General features: G+C 69.2%; 17 protein-coding genes. 9 read left to right on the forward strand and 8 right to left on the reverse strand.

The genetic code is table 11. From position 1 onward, the window contains the following. Positions 1–49: 49 nt before the first annotated feature. The 3 genes from ACIBK0_RS07555 to metH form a co-directional block, all read right to left on the reverse strand. A complete protein-coding gene (locus ACIBK0_RS07555; RefSeq protein WP_399076655.1) occupies positions 50–1,651 on the reverse strand; it encodes an ABC transporter substrate-binding protein in 1,602 nt (533 codons plus the stop codon). A 422-nt stretch (positions 1,652–2,073) separates the two neighbouring features. Beyond that, positions 2,074–2,775, reverse strand: a complete 702-nt coding sequence (locus tag ACIBK0_RS07560; RefSeq protein WP_399076658.1) for an HAD family hydrolase — start codon at positions 2,773–2,775, stop codon at positions 2,074–2,076. Positions 2,776–2,984: 209 nt separating this feature from the next. Further along, positions 2,985–6,512, reverse strand: coding sequence for a methionine synthase (gene metH, locus ACIBK0_RS07565; RefSeq protein ID WP_399076660.1), 3,528 nt, complete (start codon positions 6,510–6,512; stop codon positions 2,985–2,987). A gap of 268 nt (positions 6,513–6,780) precedes the next feature. Here metH and ACIBK0_RS07570 point away from each other — a divergent pair, with 268 nt between their 5' ends. From ACIBK0_RS07570 to ACIBK0_RS07595, 6 genes are all read left to right on the forward strand, one after another. Then, positions 6,781–7,545: an IclR family transcriptional regulator gene (locus ACIBK0_RS07570; protein ID WP_399076662.1), complete on the forward strand. Its 765-nt coding sequence runs from the start codon at positions 6,781–6,783 to the stop codon at positions 7,543–7,545. A 371-nt stretch (positions 7,546–7,916) separates the two neighbouring features. Next, a complete protein-coding gene (locus ACIBK0_RS07575) occupies positions 7,917–8,711 on the forward strand; it encodes an MIP/aquaporin family protein (protein WP_399076664.1) in 795 nt (264 codons plus the stop codon). 111 nt (positions 8,712–8,822) lie between these two features. Continuing rightward, positions 8,823–10,361: a glycerol kinase GlpK gene (gene glpK, locus ACIBK0_RS07580; protein WP_399076666.1), complete on the forward strand. Its 1,539-nt coding sequence runs from the start codon at positions 8,823–8,825 to the stop codon at positions 10,359–10,361. 8 nt (positions 10,362–10,369) lie between these two features. Then, the gene (locus ACIBK0_RS07585; RefSeq protein ID WP_399076668.1) at positions 10,370–11,986 is read left to right on the forward strand and encodes an FAD-dependent oxidoreductase; all 1,617 of its coding nucleotides are present in this window, start codon (positions 10,370–10,372) and stop codon (positions 11,984–11,986) included. Between the two features lie 308 nt (positions 11,987–12,294). Beyond that, on the forward strand, positions 12,295–12,960 hold the full coding sequence (locus tag ACIBK0_RS07590; protein WP_399076670.1) for an LLM class flavin-dependent oxidoreductase: 666 nt from the start codon (positions 12,295–12,297) through the stop codon (positions 12,958–12,960). 158 nt (positions 12,961–13,118) lie between these two features. Next, complete coding sequence (locus ACIBK0_RS07595) at positions 13,119–13,790, forward strand: FadR/GntR family transcriptional regulator (protein WP_399076672.1); 672 nt, start codon at positions 13,119–13,121, stop codon at positions 13,788–13,790. A 33-nt stretch (positions 13,791–13,823) separates the two neighbouring features. Here the strand turns inward: ACIBK0_RS07595 and ACIBK0_RS07600 are convergent, their stop codons facing one another. The 4 genes from ACIBK0_RS07600 to ACIBK0_RS07615 are packed head-to-tail and all read right to left on the reverse strand — an operon-like array spanning position 13,824 to position 18,709. Then, positions 13,824–14,843 carry an ABC transporter permease gene (locus ACIBK0_RS07600; RefSeq protein ID WP_399076674.1) on the reverse strand — a complete coding sequence of 340 codons (1,020 nt, stop codon included), beginning with the start codon at positions 14,841–14,843 and terminating at the stop codon, positions 13,824–13,826. Continuing rightward, positions 14,840–16,366: a sugar ABC transporter ATP-binding protein gene (locus ACIBK0_RS07605; RefSeq protein ID WP_399076676.1), complete on the reverse strand. Its 1,527-nt coding sequence runs from the start codon at positions 16,364–16,366 to the stop codon at positions 14,840–14,842. The genes ACIBK0_RS07600 and ACIBK0_RS07605 overlap by 4 nt, the downstream gene beginning before the upstream one ends. Before the next feature lies 1 nt (position 16,367). Next, positions 16,368–17,399, reverse strand: a complete 1,032-nt coding sequence (locus tag ACIBK0_RS07610; RefSeq protein ID WP_399076678.1) for a sugar ABC transporter substrate-binding protein — start codon at positions 17,397–17,399, stop codon at positions 16,368–16,370. Continuing rightward, entirely contained in the window at positions 17,396–18,709 is a 1,314-nt protein-coding gene (locus ACIBK0_RS07615) for an enolase C-terminal domain-like protein (RefSeq protein WP_399076680.1), read from the reverse strand. The genes ACIBK0_RS07610 and ACIBK0_RS07615 overlap by 4 nt, the downstream gene beginning before the upstream one ends. A 269-nt stretch (positions 18,710–18,978) precedes the next feature. Here ACIBK0_RS07615 and ACIBK0_RS07620 point away from each other — a divergent pair, with 269 nt between their 5' ends. Then, entirely contained in the window at positions 18,979–20,037 is a 1,059-nt protein-coding gene (locus tag ACIBK0_RS07620) for a PAC2 family protein (protein WP_399076682.1), read from the forward strand. A gap of 54 nt (positions 20,038–20,091) precedes the next feature. On the opposite strand, the gene ACIBK0_RS07625 is transcribed toward ACIBK0_RS07620, so the two are convergent. After that, the gene (locus tag ACIBK0_RS07625) at positions 20,092–21,027 is read right to left on the reverse strand and encodes an SMP-30/gluconolactonase/LRE family protein (RefSeq protein WP_399076684.1); all 936 of its coding nucleotides are present in this window, start codon (positions 21,025–21,027) and stop codon (positions 20,092–20,094) included. A gap of 377 nt (positions 21,028–21,404) precedes the next feature. On the opposite strand from ACIBK0_RS07625, the gene ACIBK0_RS07630 reads away from it, so the two are divergent. Next, positions 21,405–23,165, forward strand: a complete 1,761-nt coding sequence (locus tag ACIBK0_RS07630) for a S8 family peptidase (RefSeq protein WP_399076686.1) — start codon at positions 21,405–21,407, stop codon at positions 23,163–23,165. 101 nt (positions 23,166–23,266) lie between these two features. Then, positions 23,267–23,926 (forward strand): hypothetical protein, encoded by a 660-nt coding sequence (locus ACIBK0_RS07635; protein WP_399076688.1) that lies wholly within the window; start codon positions 23,267–23,269, stop codon positions 23,924–23,926. The last annotated feature ends 105 nt before the right edge of the window (positions 23,927–24,031 follow it).

Here is a 24,031-nt window from a genome sequence, read left to right on the forward strand (position 1 = left end):
TCGGGTCTCGAACCCCGGGGCCGTCCCGGCCCCGGGGCGGGGAGATCGGTCAGCCGATGCCGCGGCCGAGCTCCCACAGCTGGAGGGTCGAGGAGGAGTTGAGCGCCCACTCGGCACCGGTGATGTCGTCCCGCGCGGCGACATACTGCTTACCCTGCCACAGCGGCAGCAGCGGGACGTCGTCGGCCACGACGTCCTGGATGTCGGTGAGGCTCTTCGACGCGGTGAGACGGTCGGCCTCACGCCGGGACTCCGGGATCAGGTTGTTGATGATCTGCTTGTTCGTGTACGGCGACTTGAGGAAGTTGTCCTTGTCGAGGAACGGCGCGAGGTAGTTGTCGGCGTCCGGGAAGTCGGGGAACCAGCCCATGCCCCAGACGTCGTAGTCGCCCGCCCGCTCGGCCGGGACGAACTTGTCCCAGGTCGTGCCGGTGATGCTGACGTCGAACAGACCGCTGGCGTTGAGCTGCTTCTTCAGCACCTCGAACTCCTGCTTGGTCGCCGAGCCGTAGTGGTCGGTCGTGTAGTGCAGGGTGACCTTGACCGGGGTGGTGATGTTGGCTCCCGCGAGCAGCGACTTGGCCTTGCTGACGCTCGGGTCCCCGTACTTGTTGAAGAACGAGTTGGAGTGGCCGGTGATGGTGGCCGGGACCAACGAGTAGAGCGGCTCGGCCTGCGAGCCGTACACCTTGGCGACGAGTTCGCCGCGGTTGACGATCTGGGCCATGGCCTGGCGGACGGCCCGGGTCTTCACCGTCGGAGCGTCGGTGTTGAAGGCCAGGTAGCGGATCTCCAGGCCGGACATCTCGACCAGGTTGATGTTGCTGTCCGTGGCACTGCCGAGCTTGTTGATCTGGTCCGGCGTCATCGAGCGGGTCATCAGGTCGATGTCGCCCTTTTCGAGCGCGGTGCCCATGTCGGCGGCGCTCTTGAAGGAGCGCATCTCGACCTTGGAGTTCTTCACCTTCAACTGACCCTTGTAGTTCGGGTTCTTGGTGAAGACGGCCTTGACCATCGCGTTGTCCTTGACCTCGGACTCGAGGGTGTACGGGCCGGAGCCGTCCACGGCGAAACCGTCGCGGAGCTTGCCCTTCTCGTAGTCCTTGGGGTTCACGATGCCGGCCACCGGGGTCGACAGCTTGAACGGGAAGGTGGCGTCCGCGGTCTTGAGGTGGAAGATCACCTCGCGGTCACCCTGCGTCTCGACGGTGTCGACGGTGGACAGCAGGGCGAACACGCCACTGTCGGCCTTGAGCGACAGCGCGCGGTCGATCGAGAACTTGACGTCCTTCGCCGTAACGGGGTCACCGTTGGAGAACTTCAGGTCCTTGCGCAGCGTGCAGGCGTAGCGTTCGTTGCCGGTGTCGGTGAAGCCGCACCTCTCGGCGGCCTCGGGCTCCGGCTCACCGTCGCCACGCGGCTGGACCATCAGGGTCTGCACGGTCTGGCGGAGAATGTTCCAGGTGCCGACGTCGTACGCGTATGCCGGGTCGAGTGGAGCCGGGGCAGCCTTCGTCGCCTTGAACCCGTCCGTGGTGCCGACAACGATGGCATCGCCGCTGTTGCTCCCGCTGTCCGACCCACCACAGGCGGCGAGCACAGGGGCGAGCAGGCCGACCACGGCCGGCAGCACCAAAGTCTTGCGGTTCATGCTCGAGTTTCTCCAGAGCTGTCGAGTCCGTGTACCCGGCATGCAGGGGTGTCGCTGCGGATCACGGGGGTTGTGGCGATGTTCTCGCGATGAGATTAGTCCGCACCACCAGGACGGCTCACAGGGACCGGAGTTGGGTTTCCCTCACGCTGCGAAACCGGGCGCGGACGCACCGATAACCCGACAGCGGAAGGATTCGTACAGCGTTCCACTAATCAGGACACAAGGGCACGTCCATCACCCCCGAAAGGGGGGCAACTGCACACGTCACCCCGAATGTCGACCGCCTGTCGAGTGACGAACGTCACACCCTCAACTGGGTTGGCAAGTACCGGAATTCGGCCATCCGGCGGCGATCGAATTCCCGGCGGCAACCCTCTCCCGCTTTTCCGTGCATTCGGCTGTGCACGCTGGGTGAACGTCTAGCGCATTTGCGTCATCAAGCCGCGCAGAAAAGGCAGGTCGACCTCTTCGAGAGACGTCACCACCGTCCGCCGGGCGGCCGGGGCGATGGGCGCGACCGAGGGGACGGCGACCACCTGGCAGCCCGCGGCCTCGGCGGCGGCGACGCCCGTCGCCGTGTCCTCGATGACGGCGCACCTGGCCGGCAGCGCGCCGAGCCCGGAGGCCGCGAGCAGATACGGGTCGGGAAACGGCTTGGTCCGCTCCACCTCGTCGCCCGCGACGGTCAGGGCGAAGTACTGGGGGCCGATCGAGCTCAGGATGCGGTCGATGATCCGCCGGTGCGAGGCGGAGACCAGGGCGGTGGGGATCTCGTGCGCCGCCAGTTCGGCGAGGAGTCTGGCCGCGCCCGGCATCAGCGGCAGCGAGCGGCCGATACGGTCCTCGAAACCGTCGTTGAGCAGCACGGTCAGCTCGGCGAGCGGGATGTCGGCTCCGGTGGCCTCGATGAGGAATCCGGCACTGCGGGTCATGGGACCGCCGACCACCACATGGCGCCAGGACTCGTCGAGGACGTGGCCGAGGGACCTGAAGACCTCGACCTCGACGTCCCACCAGAAGCCCTCGGTGTCCACCAGGGTGCCGTCCATGTCGAGGAGTACGGCCTCCAGGGCAGAGCCTTCGGCCGTACGGGTACCGAGCGCGGGGACCGTACTGGTCATCCGGGCGCACCTCCTTGAGGGACGATCAGGCCGGTTGCCCTTTTTTGGGAAAGGGACAACCGGCCTGCAGTGGACCGACCAGTGTACGACTTATCCGATCAGCGCGCGTGCCCATACTTCTCGGGGCGCGTCGCGGTACGTCTCGGAGCACGTCGACGTGCCTTTCTCGGCGCCGTCGGCGTACCACCCATCGTCCGTCGCCGTAGGTCTCAGCGCGCGTTGAAGTACTTCGCCTCCGGGTGGTGAATCACGATCGCGTCCGTGGACTGCTCCGGGTGGAGCTGGAACTCCTCGGAGAGGTGGACGCCGATGCGCTCCGGCTCGAGGAGGCGGGCGATCTTGGCCCGGTCCTCCAGATTGGGGCAGGCTCCGTAGCCGAGCGAGAAGCGGGCGCCGCGGTACTTCAGGTCGAACATGTCCTCGATGGCGGCCGGGTCCTCACCGGCGAAGCCCAGCTCGGAACGCACGCGCGCGTGCCAGTACTCGGCCAGCGCCTCCGCCAACTGCACCGACAGGCCGTGCAGTTCGAGGTAGTCGCGGTACGAGTTCGACTCGAAGAGCTTGGCGGTCTCCTCGCCGATGCGGGAACCCACGGTGACGACCTGGAGGCCCACGACGTCCCGCTCGCCGGACTCCTCCGGCCGGAAGAAGTCGGCCAGGCAGAGCCGACGGCCACGGCGCTGGCGCGGGAAGGTGAAGCGGGTGCGCTCGTTGCCCTGTTCGTCCAGGATGATCAGGTCGTCGTCCTTGGACACGCACGGGAAGTAGCCGTAGACCACGGCCGCCTCCAGCAGATTCTCCGTCTGCAGCTTGTCCAGCAGCCCGCGCAGCCGCGGCCGGCCCTCGGTCTCGACCAGTTCCTCGTACGTCGGCCCGTCACCCGTGCGGGCCTGCTTGAGGCCCCACTGCCCCTTGAACAGGGCGCCCTCGTCCAGCCAGGAGGCGTACTCCTTGAGCTGGATGCCCTTGATGACACGGGTGTCCCAGAACGGCGGCTTGGGCACGGGATTGTCGACGGCGACGTCGGAGCGGACATGGCCCTCCTCGGGGCGCTCCTCGACCACCGTGTCGGCCGCGGCGCGCACCCGGCGCTGCTTCAGTTCGGGGAGCACCGCTCCGGGCACCCCGCGCTTGACCCCGATGAGCGCGTCCATTAGGCGCAGGCCCTCGAAGGCGTCCCGGGCGTAGCGGACTTCGCCCTGGTAGATCTCGTACAGGTCCTGCTCGACGTACGCCCGGGTCAGCGCCGCTCCCCCGAGGATGACGGGGTAGTCCGCCGAGAGTCCGCGCTGGTTCAGCTCCTCCAGGTTCTCCTTCATGATCACCGTGGACTTGACCAGGAGCCCGGACATGCCGATGACGTCGGCCCGGTGCTCCTCGGCGGCTTCCAGGATCGCGGAGACCGGCTGCTTGATGCCGAGGTTGACGACGTTGTAGCCGTTGTTGGACAGGATGATGTCGACGAGGTTCTTGCCGATGTCGTGTACGTCCCCGCGCACGGTGGCGAGCACGATGGTGCCCTTGCCCTCGGCGTCCGACTTCTCCATGTGCGGTTCGAGGTAGGCGACAGCCGACTTCATGACCTCGGCGGACTGGAGCACGAACGGCAGCTGCATCTGGCCGGAGCCGAACAGCTCGCCGACGACCTTCATGCCGTCGAGGAGGGTCTCGTTGACGATGTCGAGCGCGGGGCGGTCCTGGAGCGCCGCGGCGAGGTCGGCGTCGAGGCCGTTCTTCTCGCCGTCGATGATCCGCCGCTTGAGCCGCTCGTCCAGCGGAAGCGCGGCGATTTCCTCCGCCTTGCCCGCCTTCAGCGACTTGGTGGTGGCTCCCTCGAACAGGGCCATCAGCTTCTGCAGCGGGTCGTACCCCTCGGCGCGACGGTCGTAGATGAGGTCCAGAGCCGTCTGTACCTGCTCCTCGTCGAAGCGGGCGATCGGCAGGATCTTCGAGGCGTGCACGATCGCCGAGTCCAGGCCCGCCTTGACGCACTCGTCCAGGAAGACCGAGTTGAGCAGGATGCGGGCGGCCGGGTTGAGACCGAAGGAGATGTTCGACAGGCCGAGCGTGGTCTGCACGTCCGGGCGGCGGCGCTTCAGCTCGCGGATCGCCTCGATCGTCGCGATGCCGTCCTTGCGGGACTCCTCCTGCCCCGTACAGATGGTGAAGGTCAGGGCGTCGATGAGGATGTCCGACTCGTGGATGCCCCAGTTCGTCGTCAGGTCCTCGATCAGCCGCTCGGCGATGGCGACCTTGGTCTCGACGGTGCGGGCCTGGCCCTCCTCGTCGATGGTCAGCGCGATCAGCGCGGCGCCGTGTTCCTGGGCCAGGCGGGTGACCTTGGTGAAGCGCGACTCCGGGCCGTCGCCGTCCTCGTAGTTGACCGAGTTGATGACCGCGCGGCCGCCGAGCTTCTCCAGGCCCGCCCGGATGACGTCCACCTCGGTGGAGTCCAGAACGATCGGCAGCGTGGAGGCGGTGGCGAAGCGCCCGGCCAGCTCCTCCATGTCGGCCACGCCGTCACGGCCCACGTAGTCGACGCACAGGTCGAGCATGTGCGCGCCCTCGCGGATCTGGTCGCGGGCCATCTCCACGCAGTCGTCCCAGCGCCCGTCCAGCATGGCCTCGCGGAACTTCTTCGACCCGTTGGCGTTGGTGCGCTCACCGATCGCCATGTAGGCGGTGTCCTGACGGAACGGGACGGTCTGGTAGAGGGAGGCGGCGCCGGGCTCGGGCTGCGGGTGTCGTTCGGGGGGCGTGACCCCGTTGACGCGCTCGACGACCTGGCGCAGGTGCTCGGGCGTCGTACCGCAGCAGCCGCCGATGAGGGAGAGACCGTAGTCGCGTACGAAGTTCTCCTGGGCGTCGGCCAGCCCCTCCGCGTCGAGCGGGAAGTGGGCGCCGTCCTTGGTGAGGACCGGCAGACCGGCGTTCGGCATGCACAGCAGGGGAATGCGGGAGTGGCGGGTGAGGTAGCGCAGGTGCTCGCTCATCTCCGCCGGGCCCGTCGAGCAGTTCAGGCCGATCATGTCGATGCCGAGCGGTTCGAGGGCGGTCAGCGCGGCGCCGATCTCGGATCCGAGAAGCATCGTGCCGGTCGTCTCGAAGGCCATCGAGACGAGCAGCGGGATGTCGACGCCGGTCGCCTCCATGGCGCGCCGGGCGCCCAGGACCGAGGACTTCGTCTGGAGCAGGTCCTGGGTGGTCTCGACGATCAGGGCGTCCGCGCCGCCGGCGATCAGGCCCTCGGCGTTCGCCTGGAATCCGTCGCGCAGGGTTCCGTAGCCGACGTGACCGAGGGTCGGCAGCTTCGTACCGGGACCGATGGAGCCCAGGACCCAGCGCTGACGACCGTCACGGGCGCCGAACTCGTCCGCGACCTCGCGGGCGATGCGGGCCCCCGACTCGGAGAGCTCGAAGACACGGTCGGCGATGTCGTACTCGGCCATCGCGGAGTGGTTCGCCCCGAACGTGTTCGTCTCGACGCAGTCGACGCCCACCGCGAAGTACGCCTCGTGGACGGAGCGGACGATGTCGGGGCGGGTGAGGTTCAAGATCTCGTTGCAGCCTTCGAGATTCTCGAAGTCCTCCAACGTAGGGTCCTGCGCCTGGAGCATCGTGCCCATCGCGCCGTCGGCCACCACCACACGGGTGGCGAGGGCCTGGCGGAGTGCGTCGATGCGCCTTCGGCTCTCGGCAAGCTCGGACGAAAGGGACGGGTTCGGCAACGAGGCCATGAAGGTGCTCCCTGGAGTGCGACGGCTGTCGGCTTTGCGCTTCCCATGGAAGGCGCACGCCGTCAGGGTAGCCCGGAGCACGCGGAAGGGTCAGGGGCGTCCACGGGGCGGACGGGCGTGGCGCGTGCGACCGCGGGGTGAAGACGGATGCAACACATGACGGCCACCCATTAGCGGGAGGTTGGCAACGACCGGTAGTGTTCGACATTGCCGAACGGCGGCAGTGAGTCGCGCGCCGGCGGTCGAAGGGGACGGAGGCAGCACGGGGATGGCACGGAACATCCAGTCGCTCGAACGGGCGGCGGCGATGCTGCGGTTGCTCGCGGGCGGGGAGCGGCGGCTCGGCCTGTCGGACATCGCCTCCTCGCTGGGCCTGGCCAAGGGTACGGCCCACGGCATACTGCGCACCCTTCAGCAGGAGGGCTTCGTCGAGCAGGACACCGCCTCGGGGCGTTATCAGCTCGGCGCCGAGCTGCTACGGCTGGGAACGACGTACCTGGATGTGCACGAGCTGCGGGCGCGCGCCCTGGTGTGGACCGACGACCTGGCCCGTTCCAGCGGTGAGAGCGTCTATCTGGGCGTGCTGCACCAGCAGGGCGTCCTGATCGTGCACCACGTGTTCCGGCCCGACGACAGCCGCCAGGTCCTGGAGGTCGGGGCCATGCAGCCGCTGCACTCCACGGCATTGGGCAAAGTCCTGTCGGCGTACGACCCGGTCGCGCACAGCGAGGTCGTGGAAGCCGAGCGCAACGCGTTCACGCCGCGCACGATCAGTGAGCTCGACGAGTTCGAAGGCGTGCTCGACCTGACGCGGGCGCGCGGGTACGCGGACGACGTCGAGGAGACCTGGACGGGGGTCGCGTCGATCGCCGCGCCCATCCACAACCAGCGGCGGATGCCGGTCGGCGCGGTGGGCATCACGGGGGCCGTCGAACGTGTCCGCAAGAACGGGGAGCTGCGCCCCGACCTCATCGCGGCGGTACGCGACTGCGCCCGCGCGGTGTCACGGGATCTGGGCGCCGGCCGGTTCTGAACCCACGTACACCCACGTACGCCCCCGCCCCCACGTATGTCCACAGGCCGGCACGTCATCGACGTGCCGGCCTTTCGCATGCCTCCCGCGACCACGAAAAGTGCCCGGTCGCACGCGGTGCGGCGCCGCCTCAAGATCGATAACTCGCGGCGATCAGTAACGATCCTGTTTTCGATTACAGAGCCCTTGACGAGCTGGTAACGCGGAAGCAAGACTCCCGTCCATCGGTCGACATTGTCGAACACCTACCGGCAATACGCGCTAGAGTGTGCAACGCCAAGGGCCGATATCGCTCTCACTCCCCGAGAGCACGAACCACCGGAGGGACCCGGGGTTCGGCTTCCCCTGGACGAAGGACAAAGGAGTCGCGGGTGTCCAGCTCCGACATCTTCATCGGCGAGACCATCGGTACCGCCGTACTCATCCTGCTGGGCGGTGGCGTGTGCGCCGCCGTCACACTGAAGGCCTCCAAGGCGCGCAACGCCGGATGGCTCGCCATCACCTTCGGGTGGGGCTTCGCGGTACTGACCGCGGTCTACATCTCGGCGCCCCTCTCGGGTGCGCACCTCAATCCGGCCGTGACGCTCGCGCTCGCGATCAAGGACAACGACTACAGCAACGTCGCCACCTACTTCGCCGGTCAGCTGCTCGGCGCCATGATCGGTGCCACGCTGGTCTGGGTCGCCTACTACGGTCAGTTCCACGCACACCTCACCGACCGCGAGATCGTCGGCGGTCCGGGTGCGCAGGCCACCAAGACCAAGGCCGTCGAGGCCCAGGAGACCGGCGCGGGCCCCGTGCTCGGTGTCTTCTCCACCGGCCCCGAGATCCGCAATGTGCTGCAGAACCTCGCCACCGAGATCATCGGCACCATCGTGCTCGTTCTCGCGGTCCTCACCCAGGGCCTGAACGACAACGGCAACGGCCTGGGCACCCTGGGTGCCCTGATCACCGCCCTCGTGGTGGTCAGCATCGGCCTCTCCCTGGGCGGCCCGACGGGCTACGCGATCAACCCGGCCCGTGACCTCGGTCCGCGCATCGTGCACGCCCTGCTCCCCCTGCCCAACAAGGGTGGTTCCGACTGGCGCTATGCCTGGATCCCGATCGCCGGTCCGCTCATCGGCGGCGCGGTCGCAGCAGGCATATACAACGTCGCCTTCGCCTGAGAGAAACCGCTGAGAGCAAGGCCTCCCCAAGCCGTACGTCTCACAGCACCACTCCTCACAGCACAGCGCCGTAAATAGAGCCCTTTCATACGGAACTACCAGGAGCACACCGTGACCGACGCACACACCGCCGGCCCCTTCATCGCCGCGATCGACCAGGGCACCACCTCGTCCCGCTGCATCGTCTTCGACCGCGACGGACGCATCGTCTCCGTCGACCAGAAGGAGCACGAGCAGATCTTCCCGAAGCCGGGCTGGGTCGAGCACAACGCCGCCGAGATCTGGACCAACGTCCAGGAGGTCGTCGCCGGTGCCATCGAGAAGGCCGGCATCACCCGCGACGACATCAAGGCCATCGGCATCACCAACCAGCGTGAGACCACGCTGCTGTGGGACAAGAACACCGGTGAGCCCGTCCACAACGCCCTCGTCTGGCAGGACACCCGCACCGACGCGCTCTGCAAGGAGCTCGGCCGCAACGTCGGCCAGGACCGCTTCCGCCGCGAGACGGGCCTCCCCCTCGCCTCGTACTTCGCCGGTCCGAAGGCCCGCTGGCTGCTGGACAACGTCGAAGGCCTGCGCGAGCGCGCCGAGGCGGGCGACATCCTCTTCGGCACCATGGACACCTGGGTCATCTGGAACCTGACCGGTGGTGTCAACGGCGGCAAGCACGTCACCGACGTGACCAACGCCTCCCGCACCATGCTGATGAACCTGCACACCATGGAGTGGGACGACAAGATCGCCGAGTCCATCGGCGTCCCGCTGGCGATGCTGCCGGAGATCCGCTCGTCCGCCGAGGTGTACGGCGAGATCACCGGCGGCAAGCTGGGTGACCTGCTCGGCGGCATCCCGGTCGCCTCCGCGCTCGGCGACCAGCAGGCGGCCCTGTTCGGCCAGACCTGTTTCTCCGAGGGCGAGGCCAAGTCCACGTACGGCACCGGCACCTTCATGCTGATGAACACCGGTGACAAGATCATCAACTCGTACAGCGGGCTGCTGACCACCGTGGGCTACCAAATCGGCGACCAGGCGCCGGTCTACGCCCTTGAGGGCTCCATCGCCGTCACCGGTTCGCTGGTGCAGTGGATGCGCGACCAGATGGGCCTGATCAAGTCCGCCGCCGAGATCGAGACGCTCGCGTCCTCGGTCGAGGACAACGGCGGCGCCTACTTCGTGCCGGCCTTCTCCGGTCTGTTCGCCCCGTACTGGCGCTCCGACGCCCGCGGTGTGATCGCCGGTCTGACCCGGTACGTCACCAAGGCGCACATCGCGCGCGCCGTTCTGGAGGCCACCGCCTGGCAGACCCGTGAGATCACCGACGCCATGACGAAGGACTCCGGCGTCGAGCTCGCGGCCCTCAAGGTCGACGGCGGCATGACCTCCAACAACCTGCTGATGCAGACCCTGGCCGACGTCCTGGACGCCCCCGTGGTGCGTCCGATGGTCGCCGAGACCACCTGCCTCGGCGCTGCCTATGCCGCCGGTCTCGCCGTCGGCTTCTGGTCCAACACCGAGGACCTGCGCGCCAACTGGCGCCGGGCCGCGGAGTGGACCCCGAACATGGCCGCGGAGACCCGCGACCGTGAGTACAAGAGCTGGCTCAAGGCCGTCGAGCGGACCATGGGCTGGATCGAGGACGAGGAGTAAGAACCCGCATGACCAGTCAAGCCACCCTGCAGTCCGTGCCTGCCCTCGGTACGCACCCGGCCTCCGGCTCCAACCCGAGCCGCGCCGAGACCCGGGAGCAGCTTTCCAAGGCGACGTACGACCTCCTCGTCATCGGCGGCGGCATCCTGGGCATCTCCACCGCCTGGCACGCCGCGCAGTCCGGGCTGCGGGTGGCTCTGGTCGACGCCGGCGACTTCGCCGGCGCCACCTCTTCCGCCTCCTCCAAGCTTCTCCACGGCGGTCTGCGCTACCTGCAGACCGGCGCGGTGAAGCTGGTGGCGGAGAACCACTTCGAGCGCCGTGCGGTCTCCCGCCAGGTGGCCCCCCACCTGGCGAACCCGCTCACGTTCTACCTCCCCGTGTACAAGGGCGGTCCGCACGGCGCTGCGAAGCTCGGAGCGGGCGTCTTCGCCTACTCCGCCCTGTCGGCGTTCGGCGACGGCGTGGGTCACCTGCTCAGCCCCTCGAAGGCCGCGCAGGACGTGCCCGAGCTGCGCACCGACAACCTGAAGGCCGTGGCCGTGTACGGCGACGACCAGATGAACGACTCCCGGATGGCCCTGATGACGGTCCGCGCGGCTGTCGAGTCCGGCGCCGTCGTCCTCAACCACGCCGAGGTCACCGGCCTGCGCTTCACCAAGGGCCGGGTTACGGGTGCGGACCTCAAGGACCGCACCAACGGCGAGGAGTTCGGCGTCAACGCGCGCCTCGTGCTCAACGCCACCGGCCCCTGGGTCGACCACCTGCGCAAGATGGAGGACCCGAACTCGGCGCCGTCCATCCGCCTGTCGAAGGGCGCGCACCTGGTCCTGAAGCGCACCTCCCCCTGGAAGGCCGCGCTCGCCACCCCGATCGACAAGTACCGGATCACCTTCGCCCTCCCGTGGGAGGACATGCTGCTGCTCGGCACGACCGACGAGGAGTACGAGGGCGAGCCGGGCGAGGTCGCGGTCAACGAGCAGGACATAGCCCAGATCCTGGACGAGGCCGCGTTCTCCATCCGGGACCAGCAGCTGTCGCGTGACCTGATCACGTACTCCTTCGCGGGCCTTCGTGTGCTGCCGGGCGGTCCCGGTGACACGTCGAAGGCGAAGCGCGAGACGGTCGTCACGGAAGGCCGTGGCGGGATGCTGTCCGTCGCGGGCGGCAAGTGGACCACCTTCCGGCACATCGGCCGTACCGTCATGAAGAAGCTGGAGGCCCTGCCGGGCCAGCCGCTGGGCGAGGACTTCGAGCCGATCTCCGAGCTGCCGAAGAAGCTCCCGCTTCCCGGCGTCGCCAACCCGCGCGCGGTCGCCCACCGGCTGCTCGTCGACGGCCCGGCACCCGGCCCGCGCATGGCGGCGGACACCGCGAAGCACCTGGCCACGCACTACGGTTCGCTGGCCTTCGACATCGCCCGCCTGGCGAACGACAACCCGGAGCTGGGCGAGCGCGTCCACCCGGACGCGCCGGAGATCTGGGCGCAGGTCGTCTACGCCCGGGACAACGAGTGGGCCCAGACGGCCGACGACGTGCTGCGTCGCCGTACGACGCTGACGATCCGCGGGCTTGCCACGGACGAGGTACGGGGCAAGGTGCAGGACCTGCTCGACAAGAAGTAGGCATCCGGCGGCACTGAAGGGGCGGTTCCCACGGGGGGAGCCGCCCCTCTCGCGTGTTCGGGCACCTGAGAGAGGTGTTTCCGGCACGCTGCCATACCGCGTACATACGCCCGCAATGTCCCGGACCGAGAGTGGGAGGATGCCTCCGGTCCCCCTCTCCGGACTCGATCTCGTGCCCATCTCCTCCGGCTCCGACGCTCCGACCGCGCTGCGCAACACGGTTGAACTGGCACGTGCGGCGGAGGAGTTCGGCTATCGCCGCCACTGGGTGGCCGAGCATCACCTCAATCCCGGCGTCGTGCAGCTCCGTGCCCGCGCTGGTGATCCAGGCCGTGGCGCAGGCGACCCGGGAGATCCGGGTCGGCTCCGGCGCCGTACTGCTCGGCCATCAGACGCCGCTGTCCGTGGTGGAGCAGTTCGGGATCCTCGACGCCTTGTTTCCGGGCCGGATCGATCTGGGGCTCGGGCGGTCGGGGCGGCCACGGAAGCCTCCCGCGGCGGCCGGTCCGGGGCAGGGCACGTTCACGGACGAGGGTCTGTGTCTGCCGCCCCGCTTCACCGGCTTCGCCCGGCTCCTCCAGTCCCCGCGCTTCCGGCTCCAGTTGAGCCTCTTGCAGCAGCCCGGCGCCGAGGCTCCGCCGTACGAGGAGCAGGTCGCCGACATTCTCGCGCTGCTGGCCGGGACCTACGCCGACGAGGACGGCACCGAGGCGCGGGTGGTGCCCGGTGCGGGGGCGGATGTCGACGTGTGGATCCTCGGCAGCAGCGCGGGCGAGAGCGCGGAAGTGGCCGGGGCGCGGGGGCTGCCCTTCGCCGCGAACTATCACGTCTCGCCCTCCTCCGTCGTGGAGGCGGTGACGGCCTACCGCAAGGCGTTCCAGCCACTGCGTCCGCTGCACGACCCGTGGTCCACTCTCGCGTACGCCGCGCACTCGGCGGACGTACGGGACACGTCGTCGACGGCAGGGTCCTGATGCGGGACCGGGCGCTCCCGACGCTCGACGAGGCGTCGGCCCTGGCCGACCCTGGCGGCCCTCACCTGATCCAACATCGGCTTCTCTGCCCCGTTCAGCCCACTGAACCCCCATAATGGCGTGAGACATCGGATGTCTGAGCGACAGGGAGGCCCGCCATGGCAGTCACCGATGAGGCGATCGAGAAGATCAAGGGAATGATCGTCTCCGGCGCGCTGCGCCCCGGCGACCGGCTGCCCAAGGAGAGCGAGCTCGCGGCCGAACTGGGACTGTCCCGCAATTCCCTGAGGGAGGCCGTTCGCGCCCTGTCGCTCATCCGCATCCTGGACGTACGGCAGGGCGACGGCACCTATGTCACCAGCCTGGATCCCCAGCTTCTGCTGGAGGCGCTGAGCTTCGTCGTCGACTTCCACCGCGACGACACCGTGCTGGAATTCCTCGCGGTGCGCCGGATCCTGGAGCCCGCCGCCACGGCGATGGCGTCCTCGCGCATCAGCGAGCAGCAACTGGACGCGCTGACCGCCCAGTTGGACGCCCTCGGCGCGGCGCCCTCGGTGGAGGAGCTCGTCGCCTGCGACCTGGAGTTCCACCGGGGCATCGTGCAGAGCTCCGGCAACTCGGTGCTGTGCTCCCTCCTCGACGGCCTCTCGGGACCCACCACCCGGGCCCGCATCTGGCGCGGTCTGACCCAGGAGGACGCGGTCAGCCGCACCCTGCACGAGCACCGGGCGATCATCGCGGCGCTGCGGGACCGCGACGCGGAGGCGGCCCGCTCCTGGGCCACCGTCCACATCGCCAGCGTGGAGCAGTGGCTGCGCTCGACGCTGTAGTCCCCGGGGAAGGCTCGTGGTCCGCTGGACATCTCAGTCCTGTTTCTCGCCGCTCGCGAACCGCGAGATCACCAGCGCCACGATGATGATCGCCCCGTTGAGGAACTGGTTCCACAGCGCGGGCACCCCGCCCAACGTCATGACATTCACGACGAGTTGCAGGGTCAGTACGCCGGTCAGCGCGCCGAAGAGGGTGCCCCGGCCGCCCTTCAGACTGATCCCGCCGATCACCGCCGCCGCGAACACCTGGAAGATCCAGCCGTTGCCCTGCGTCGCCGCGACCGAGCCGTAGTGGCCGGTGTAGAGGACGCCGGCGAAGGCGGCGAGCAGCCCGCCGATCGCCAGGACGATCCAGGTGAGGCGGTCGACCCGGATTCCGGCCGCGCGGGCGGCCTCCGGGTTGCCGCCGATCGCGTACAGCGCGCGCCCGTGCCGGAACCAGGCGAGCGCGCAGCCGCCGACCGCGAAGAGCGTGAGGCAGATCCAGACGGCGGCGGGCGCTCCGAGCCAGTCCGTCTTGCCCAGGTACCGAAAGGATTCGGGCACATCGGTGATCGACTTGCCCTCGGTGATGCCGATCTGGAGGCCACGCAGCATGGTGAGCATGCCGAGCGTGGCGATGAAGCCGTTGACGCGCAGCTTGAGCATCAAAAAGCCGTTGACGCCACCGATCAGCAGACCGGTGAGCAGACAGACGGGAATGCCCGTCCAGACGGGGAGCAGGCCGAGCCCCGTGAAACGGCCCCCGTGCGTCGGCAGCACCAGCCACATGGCGATGACCGGCGCGATGCCGATCGTCGACTCCAGGGAGAGGTCCATCCGGCCACAGATGAGGATCAGCGCCTGGCCGAGCACGAGCAGGCTCAGCTCACTCGACTGCTGGACGACGTTGATGAGGTTCGTGGAGGTCAGGAAGACCGGCGAGACGATGTAGCCGATCACCATCAGGACGAGGATCACGGGGACGAGCGAGAAGTCGCTCCAGCGCACGTACCGTACGAACTGCAGAGATCGTTCCTTGGCGGCGGTCGGCGGCCGCAAGGTATCGGTCATGCTCCCTCTTTCTGCCCCGCCACGGGGGACTCCCGTTCGCCCACACCCTCCATGGCGGCCACCAGCTCCCGGTCGGTCCACCCGGCGCCGAACTCCCCCACCACCCGCCCGTGGAAGAGCACCAGAAGCCGGTCGCAGACCCGCAGATCGTCCAGCTCGTCGGAGACGATCACGGCCGCCCGCCCCTCGTCGGCGACCCGTCGTACGACGGAGAGCAGGGCCTCCTTGGAGCGGACGTCGACCCCGGCGGTGGGGCGCAGCGCCACCAGGGCGTACGGGCGGCGGGCCAGCGCCCGTGCCACGACGACCTTTTGCTGGTTGCCGCCGGACAGCCCCGACACGGGCTGGTCGGGTCCACGGGTCTTGATGTCCAGCGAGCGGATCACGGAGGCCGCGAACTGCCTGGTGCGGGACGGGAGCACGGTCCCCCAGGGGCCCAGCTGGTCGGCGACGGTGAGCGTGGCGTTCTCGGCGACACTGCGGCCGGTGACGAGTCCCTGCCGGTGCCGGTCCTCGGGGATGTAGCCGATGCCCGCCTCCAGGGCGTGCGGCACGCTGCCGGTCCGGATCGCTTGTCCACGGACGCGGATCGCGCCCGCCGTCGGTGTCCGCATGCCCACCAGCGTCTCGCCGAGCGCGGTGCCGCCGCCGGCCGCCGCTCCGGCCAGACCGAGCACTTCACCGGGGCGCACGGTGAAGTCGACCGGCTCGAACTCGCCCTCCAGAGCGAGCGCTTGCGCCTCCAGGACCGGCTCGACGTCGGCGCCGCCTGTCCGTCGCGGCTCCCGGTCGGCCACGGCCGACGCCTCCTCCCCCGTCGTCGCCGCGACCAGGTCCGCTTTGGCCAGGCCCGCCACCGGTGCCGTCAGCACCCGACGGGCGTCGCGCAGAACGGTCACCGTGGAGCAGAGCTCGTACACCTCCTGGAGGTGGTGCGAGATGTACAGGAACGCGACCCCGTGCGCCTGGAGGTCGCGGAGTTTGTCGAAGAGACGCTGGATGCCGTGCGCGTCCAGCTGTGCGGTCGGCTCGTCGAGGATGATCAGGCGGGCGCCGAACGAGAGCGCCTTGGCGATCTCGACGAACTGCCGCTGTTCGACACTGAGTTCCTTGGCCCGCACACCTGGGTCGACGTCGACGCCGTACTCGGCCAGCAGCGCCCGCGCACGGGAGCGCAGCCGCGGCCACCGGATGAACCGCTCGGCGAACCGGTTGAGGAACAGATTCTCCGCGACGGTGAGTTCCGGCACGGCCATCGACTTCTGGTAGACGCAGGCCACCTTGGACCGCCAGGCCGCGGTGTCCCCGTAGGGCGGCGCCGGCTCCCCGTCGAAGCGGACGGTCCCGGCGTCCGGGCGGTGCAGCCCCGTCAGCACACTCACCAGCGTGGACTTGCCCGCGCCATTGCGCCCGACGAGCGCGTGCGACTCGCCGGGCCGTACGGCGAGGTCGACACCGTCCAGCGCGAGCGTCGGCCCGAAGCGCCTGCGGACGCCCTGCGCGTGAACTGCCGGCGCCGTCACGCTACTTGCCCAACTGGTTGGCCCAGAGCTTTGGATCGTCCGCGTTGTCCTTGGTGACCAGCGGCGCCGGCAGCTGGTCCTCGTACCCGCCCGGGATCTTGATGATGGTGGAGTCGTGGTCGGTCCCGCCCGTCTTCACCTTGACGCCGTCCAGGGCCTGCTTCGCCCAGTAGAGCGCGTACTTGGCGTACAGGTCGGCGGGCTGCGAGACCGTCGCGTCGATCTTTCCGGCACGGATCGCGTCCAGCTCCTGCGGGATGCCGTCGTTGGAGATGATCGTGATGTGGCCCTTGGACCCGGCGGGCTTGAGCAGCTTCTTCTGTTCCAGCAGGGCCAGGGTCGGCTCCAGGAAGACACCGCCGGCCTGCATGTAGATCCCGCTCAGGTCCGGGTTGGCGGCCAGCGTCGACTGGAGTTTCGCCGACGCGACCTCGCCCTTCCACTCGGTGGCCAGTTCGAAGACCTTGATCTTCGGATAGTTCCTGGTCATGCACGACTTGAACGCCTCGGAGCGGTCCCGCCCGTTGATGGATGCCAAGTCGCCCTGGAATTCCGCGACTTTGCCCGTTCCCTTCAACTGCTCGCCGAGATACCTGCAGGCCTTCTCGCCGTACGCGCGATTGTCGGCCCGTACGACCATGTAGACCTTGCCCTTGTCGGGGCGGGTGTCGACGCTGACGACCGGGATCTTCTTCTCCTGAAGGGTGTTGAGCGTCTCGGCGACCGCGCCTGTGTCCTGCGGGGCCATGATCACGGCCTTGGCGCCCTGGTCGGTGAAGGTCTGGACGTTGGCCGCGAGCCGCCCGATGTCGTTCTGGGAGTTGGTCAGCGGCAGCGTGGAGAGCTTGTCCGCCTTGATGTCCTTCTTCACGTAGTCCTGGTAGGAGTTCCAGAAGTCGCTGTCGTTGCGGGGCATGTCGATGCCGATCCTGTCGCTCGAAGAGCCGCCGCCCGAGTCCCGGTTGCAGGCGGCGAGCACGGTCGAGGCCAGCAGGGCGGCGCAGGCCAGCGCGGTTGTCGTACGCAGTCTCATCGGGTGCCACTCCCTTTCGACGTCTGCCAGACGGGCCCGTCCGGATAGGAATGCGCGGCGATCGACTCGGGGCGCATCCGGGCCGAGAGGCCCGGGGCGCTCGGCGCCCGGTAGCGGCCCGCCACGACGACCGCCGGGTCCGTGAAGTGCTCGTGCAGATGGTCGACGTACTCGATGACCCGGTCCTCGCAGCTGCCGGAGACCGCCACGTAGTCGAACATCGCCAGGTGTTGGACCAGCTCGCACAGCCCGACCCCGCCCGCGTGCGGGCAGACGGGGACCTGGAACTTCGCGGCGAGCAGCAGGATCGCGAGGTTCTCGTTGACCCCGGCCACCCGGGCCGCGTCGATCTGCACGAAGTCCACGGCGCGGGCCTGCAGAAGCTGCTTGAAGACGACGCGGTTGGCGACGTGCTCGCCGGTGGCGACGCGCACCGGCTGCCCGTCGCGGACGGCCGCGTGGCCGAGTACGTCGTCGGGACTGGTGGGTTCCTCGATCCAGTACGGCTCGTACGGGGCCAGGGCCGCCATCCACCGGACCGCCTCCGCGACGTCCCAGCGCTGGTTGGCGTCGACCGCGATCCGCACACCCGGGCCGACCGCCTTGCGGGCCAGGCGCATGCGCCGGACGTCCTCCTCGATGTCCACGCCGACCTTCAGCTTGATCTGGGTGAAGCCGTCGGCGACGGCGTGCTCGGCGAGGCGGACCAGCTTGGCGTCGTCGTAGCCGAGCCAGCCGGGGGTGGAGGTGTACGCGGGATAGCCGTCCTTGATCAGCCGCTCCGTCCGCAGGGCGCGGCCGGGCTCGGCGGCCCGTAGGACGACCAGTGCCTCGTCCGGAGTGAGGGCATCGCTGAGATAACGGAAGTCGACCAGGGAGACCAGCTCCTCGGGGGTCATTCCCGCGAGGAAGCGCCACACGGGCAGGCCCGCGCGCCGGGCCGCGAGGTCCCAGGCGGCGTTGATCACCGCGCCCGCCGCCATGTGCATCACCCCCTTCTCGGGCCCCAGCCAGCGCAGCTGCGAGTCGTGCGTGACCGCGAGATGGACGGCGGCGAGATCGGCCGCGGTACGAGGAACCGGACGCCCGACGATGTACGGGCGCAGCGCCTCGATCGCCGCGGCCACGACCTCATTGCCGCGGCCGATGGTGAAGCAGAAGCCGTGGCCTTCCGATCCATCGGAGGTCTGCAGGACCAGATAGGCAGCGGAGTAATCCGGATCCGGATTCATCGCGTCCGAGCCGTCGAGCTGCTCCGAAGTGGGAAAACGGATGTCGTGCACCTCGAAGCCGGTGACGGTCTCGTCCATGCGTGCCCCTTGTCGCCCACTGAACATCGGACCTCGCGGTCATCCGACGTATAGCGCGGCCCCACGACAACGTCCATGGCCCTCGGTGAAGTTGCCCCAAGGACAGCTCGGATGACTGAGGGGTGGCCCAGGGTGGCGATCAAGAGTGTTTCCGGGCCCTCGGCGGGGCAGTGATCCGTTCACTCCCCCGTGCAAGGGGGCTGCGGAGGCCCCCTCGGAACGCCGTAAGGTTGGGGCGTACGCGAGGGCACGTCGGAAGGAGGCGCTGGGTGATCGAGCTGGAGGGGGTTCCCGAGCTGATCGACCCAGTCATGGTGGCCGCGTTCGAAGGCTGGAACGACGCCGGCGACGCCGCCTCCACCGCGGTCGCGCATCTGGACAGAGAGTGGAAGGGCGAGGTGTTCGCGGCGCTGGACGCCGAGGACTACTACGACTTCCAGGTGAATCGCCCCACGGTGTGGCTGGACGGCGGCGTACGCAAGATCACGTGGCCGACCACGCGGCTGTCGGTGGTCCGGGTCGGCGGCGAGAAGCCGCGCGACCTGGTGCTGGTCCGCGGTATCGAGCCGTCGATGCGCTGGCGCTCGTTCTGCAACGAACTGCTCGGCTTCGCGCACGAACTGGGTGTCGAGCTGGTGGTGATCCTGGGCGCCCTGCTCGGTGACACCCCGCACACACGTCCGGTGCCGGTCAGCGGGGTCACCTCCGATCCCGATCTGGCCCGCACCATGGACCTGGAGGAGACCAAGTACGAGGGCCCCACGGGCATCGTCGGCATCCTCCAGGAGGCGTGCACACACGCGGGCGTACCGGCCGTGTCGTTGTGGGCGGCCGTACCGCACTATGTTTCGCAGCCGCCCAACCCGAAGGCGACGCTGGCCCTCCTCAACCGCCTGGAGGACCTCATCGACCTGCGCATTCCGCTGGGCGAGCTGCCCGAGGACGCGCGCGCCTGGCAGCTCGGCGTCGACCAGCTGGCCGCCGAGGACAGCGAGGTCGCCGAGTATGTGCAGACGCTCGAGGAGGCCCGGGACACCGCCGAGCTGCCCGAGGCGTCCGGCGAGGCGATCGCCCGCGAGTTCGAGCGCTATCTGCGCAGACGGGACGGCAGCGGTCCGGCGGCGGGGGCCGGGGGCCACGCCACGGAGAGCGGCGACACCGCCTCGTACCTCCGCGACAGCCCCAGCGGCCGCACCCGGCCGCCCAAGCCGCAGCGGCCGGAGACGGACGCCGGATCCGAGGCCGACACCGGACCCGACACTGCGGCCGACAGCGGACCCGATGCCGACAGCCGGGAGACCGGCTCCGAGGACTCCTCGGAGGACTGAACCAGCAGGGGCGGTGCGCACCGTGCACACCGCCCCTGAATCATCGGAGGCCCGTCAGACCCGGTCCACCGTCACCACGTCGTACTCGGTGTCCGGCGTCGGCTCGACGTCGAAGCGGGCGTTCGGCAGATACAGCCGGTCGCCCCACGCCGCGACCGTCGTCGGGATCCTGAAGCGCGGGTCGGTGATCCGGGCGATCGCCGTGCCCTTGGTGCCGGAGGCGTTCAGGCGGAAAACGTCGATCAGGTTCTGTTGCTGCTGAACGGCGTAGAGGGTGCGGCCGAGGAGCAACAGGCCGTCTCCGTTGGGAAGTTCGGACCCTCCCAGGTCCACGGCGGTGGCCACCCCGGTCCGCGGGTCCACCCGCATGAGTCCGCCGCCGCCCGCGATCGTGTTCACCACGAGCAGCGCACGGCCGTCGGGCGTGCGCTCGATGCCGTTGGCGGTGAAGTCCGGGCCCTGCTCCCAGTCGCCGCTGAGCGGCACGGTCGTGACGGCACCGGGTTCACCGTGGCTGCCGAGCGCGAGCCGGTAGAGCCGCGCCTGGTAGGAGTCGGTGAACCAGGCGGCGTCCGGGGTGAGGATCACGTCGTTCACGAAGGTGCCCCCGACGGCGTACACCTTCTCGATGTCGCCGCTGCGGACGTCGACGGTCCGCAGCTCGCCGCTGCCGCCGCCGGCGAGGAAGAGCCTGCCGTGACGGCCGATCTTGAGGCCCACGGTGGGGTGCTCGGCCCCGAGGCCCTTGCTGATGATGCCGCCGCGCCCGGTGTTCAGGCTCGCGCGGTAGATGTCGCCGCCTGCGAGCGACCCGAAGTACGCGAACGGTGCGGAGCCGATGGTGATGCCCTCGGGCTGGAAGCCGTTCGGCAGGGGGAATTGATTGGGCCGGCGTTGTTCGGCCGCGTGGGCGGTACCGCCCAGCAGCGCCGCTCCTCCGAGGGCGGCGGTCGCGGTGAGCAGTCTTCGACGTGCGAAGGAACGGTGCATGGAGCGTCCTTCCGCAGGGGGCCGGCTCGAGCCGGCCAAGGGGTCAACAGCCGCTGCCACCCCATCACATGACATACACCCCCGCAGCCTTTGGCCGGATTGCGGCGTGACATCTGTTTCAAGACGGATTGCACAGCGTTCCCCATTCAACTTGTTTTCAAACCAAGTTGGCGAAGGTGGGGTGGACGAGTCGCCGTCGCCGTGCCAGGTTGTGCCCCGAAGGCGCGGCCCGGAGACGGGACATGGCACCGCGTCGTCCCGCGACAGAGCACCGCAAGGACTCATGGCACGGCAATGAACAGGGCACGGCAGTAGACAGGCACGGCAGAGCACACCCATGGACCGGCACCCGCATGGACCGAAGGGAGCGGTACGCGATGACCGACCAGGTACAGCCGGCGCAGGGCCCGGGAACGTCCGGGCCGGGGCCCGACGGAGCGGGATTCACCTACCGAGGAGCCGAGCAGGAGCTGATCGTCGTCGCACGCCCCGAGGCCCGGCTCCGCGCCCGGGCCGAGGGCGTCCGCTCGGCGGTGGGCGCCGACGTATCGGCCCTCAACATGTTCCTCAGCGACGAACAACTCACCCTGGAACCGCTGTTCGGCAGCGAGGAGCGACTCCAGCAGTCGCAGCAGCAGTCCGCGGCGGCGGGCACCGAGAGCGGGCCCGACCTCGCGCTCTTCTACCGGGTGCGCGGCGTCGAGAGCCGCGCCCAGGAACTGCGCTCCCGGATCGCCGCACTGCCGGAGATCGACACGGCGTACGTGAAGCCCGGCGCCGTACCCGCCTCCGTGGGGTCGGTGGGGTGGACCGAGGAGAGCGCGGACGGCAGCCGGCGGGTGAAGGAAGGGGCGCCCGTCACCCCCGACTTCACCAGCCGTCAGGGCTATTTGCGCCCTGCGCCCGAGGGCATCGACGCGTACTGGGCCTGGCAGCGGCCGGGCGGTACGGGCCAGGGCGTGACGGTGATCGACGTGGAGGGCGCCTGGCAGCTCGGGCACGAGGACCTGGCCGCGAAGCTCGCCGGCGTCGTCGTCGGCACCCCGCTGACGGACCTCGCCTGGCGCAACCACGGCACGGCTGTCATCGGGGTGATCGGCGGCGACCGCAACGAGTACGGCATCACCGGCATCGTGCCGGACGCCGTGACCGCGGCCGCGTCCTTCCAGGGCATCGGCACGGCGGCCGCGATCCACGCGGCGGCCGACCGGCTCGGCCCCGGCGACATCCTCCTGATCGAACTGCACGCCCCAGGACCGCGGTTCGACTTCGAACAGCGCGATGACCAGCAGGGCTACACAGCGATCGAGTGGTGGCCGGACAACTTCGCGGCCATCCGGTACGCGACCGCCAAGGGCGTCATCGTGGTGGCGGCCGCCGGAAACGGCGCCGAGTCGCTCGACGACGCGGTGTACGAGCGCCGCCCCGCCGAGTTCCCCGAGTGGTGGCGCAACCCCTTCAACCCCTCCAACCAGTCCTCCGGCGCGGTCCTGGTCGGCGCGGGCGCACCGCCGCCCGGCACGCACGGCCGCGACCACGGCCCGGACCGCTCACGGCTCGCGTTCTCCAACTACGGGGCACGCGTGGACGCGCAGGGCTGGGGACGCGAGGTCACGACCACCGGCGGCTTCTGGGACCGGCCCGGCGATCTGCAGGGCGGTGCCGAGGAGATCGGCTGGTACACGGACACGTTCTCCGGGACCTCCTCCGCCTCCCCGGTGGTGGTCGGCGCCCTGGCCGCGCTGCAAGGCATGCTCAAGGCGGCGGGCCAGGAACCGATGTCCCCGGAGCGTGCGCGCGCGGTGCTGCGGGCCACGGGCTCCCCGCAGCAGGACGCGCCGGGCCGACCCGCATCCCAGCGGATCGGCAACCGGCCGGACATCAAGGCGGCGGTCACCCATCTGCTGCCGGAGGCGGTCGGCTCGGGCCAGGCCGAGCGGTACTGGGACGAGCTGCTGCCGTATCCGCGTGAACTCCCGCCCAGGCTCCGGTTGTACGTGTCCGGCGCCTGGCGCAACCTGAACAACCCGTCCCCCGAGATCCGTCAGGCGGTGCACACCGCGTTCGCGGGGGGACGGCCCGACGTACGTGTCTGGTTCTCGGACGACGAGATCGTCGGCCTGGTGGTCACGGGCTGACCGTCACGGGCCGGCCGTTACGGGCCGACCGTCAAAGGCCGACCGTCACGGGCCGACGGAACCCAACCAATGCTCAACCAATGAGGGAAGGTGGCACCCGCATGAGCACCACCCCGCAGATGAGCCAACTGGGACAGCAGCAAGGACAGCACATGGGCCAGCAGGGCCCGACCACGGCACCTCCGCAGCAGTTCGGGCAGCAGCAGGGCATCGGCCAGCAGCAGCCGTACGGTCAGCAGGGCATCGGCCAGCAGCAGAATCCGTCGCAACAGATGCCGCAGCAGATTCCGCCGCATCTGCAGCAGCAGCTCCAGCAGTTCGGGCAGCAGATGCAGCAGCCGTACGGTCAGCAGGGCATCGGCCAGCAGCAGAATCCGTCGCAACAGATGCCGCAGCAGATTCCGCCGCAACTGCAGCAGCAGCTCCAGCAGCTCGGTCAGCAGCAGCCCTTCCAGCAGCTGCTTCAGCAGCTCGGCGGGCAGCAGCAACAGCAGCTGGGCCAGCCGCTGGTCCTGCCGAGCGCTGTCGAGAGCCAGGCGCTGGTGAGTGGCGTGGCCACGCGCTTCTGGGACGTCGTCACGCCGCTCCCGGGCCAGCCGTCGATTCTCTACCTGCTCATCAACAACGTGTGGCACGGCCTGGTCAACCCCAACCAGGTGACGCATGACGAGGTCCAGGAAGCCTTCGCCTACGGGCAGCAGGTCATCGGGATCTACGACTCCACCAGCGGCGCCATCCAGGCCGTCATCGTGAACAAGTAGCGGCGGACGGCTCCTCGCACAGAGGGGGGGGGGGGGGGGGGCCCCCCCCCCCCGCCCGCCCCGGGGGGGGGGGGGGGGGGGGGGGGGGGTTTTTTTGGCCCCCCC

Source organism: Streptomyces sp. NPDC050564, assembly GCF_044457265.1.
In the GTDB taxonomy this organism is placed as follows: Bacteria; Actinomycetota; Actinomycetes; order Streptomycetales; family Streptomycetaceae; genus Streptomyces.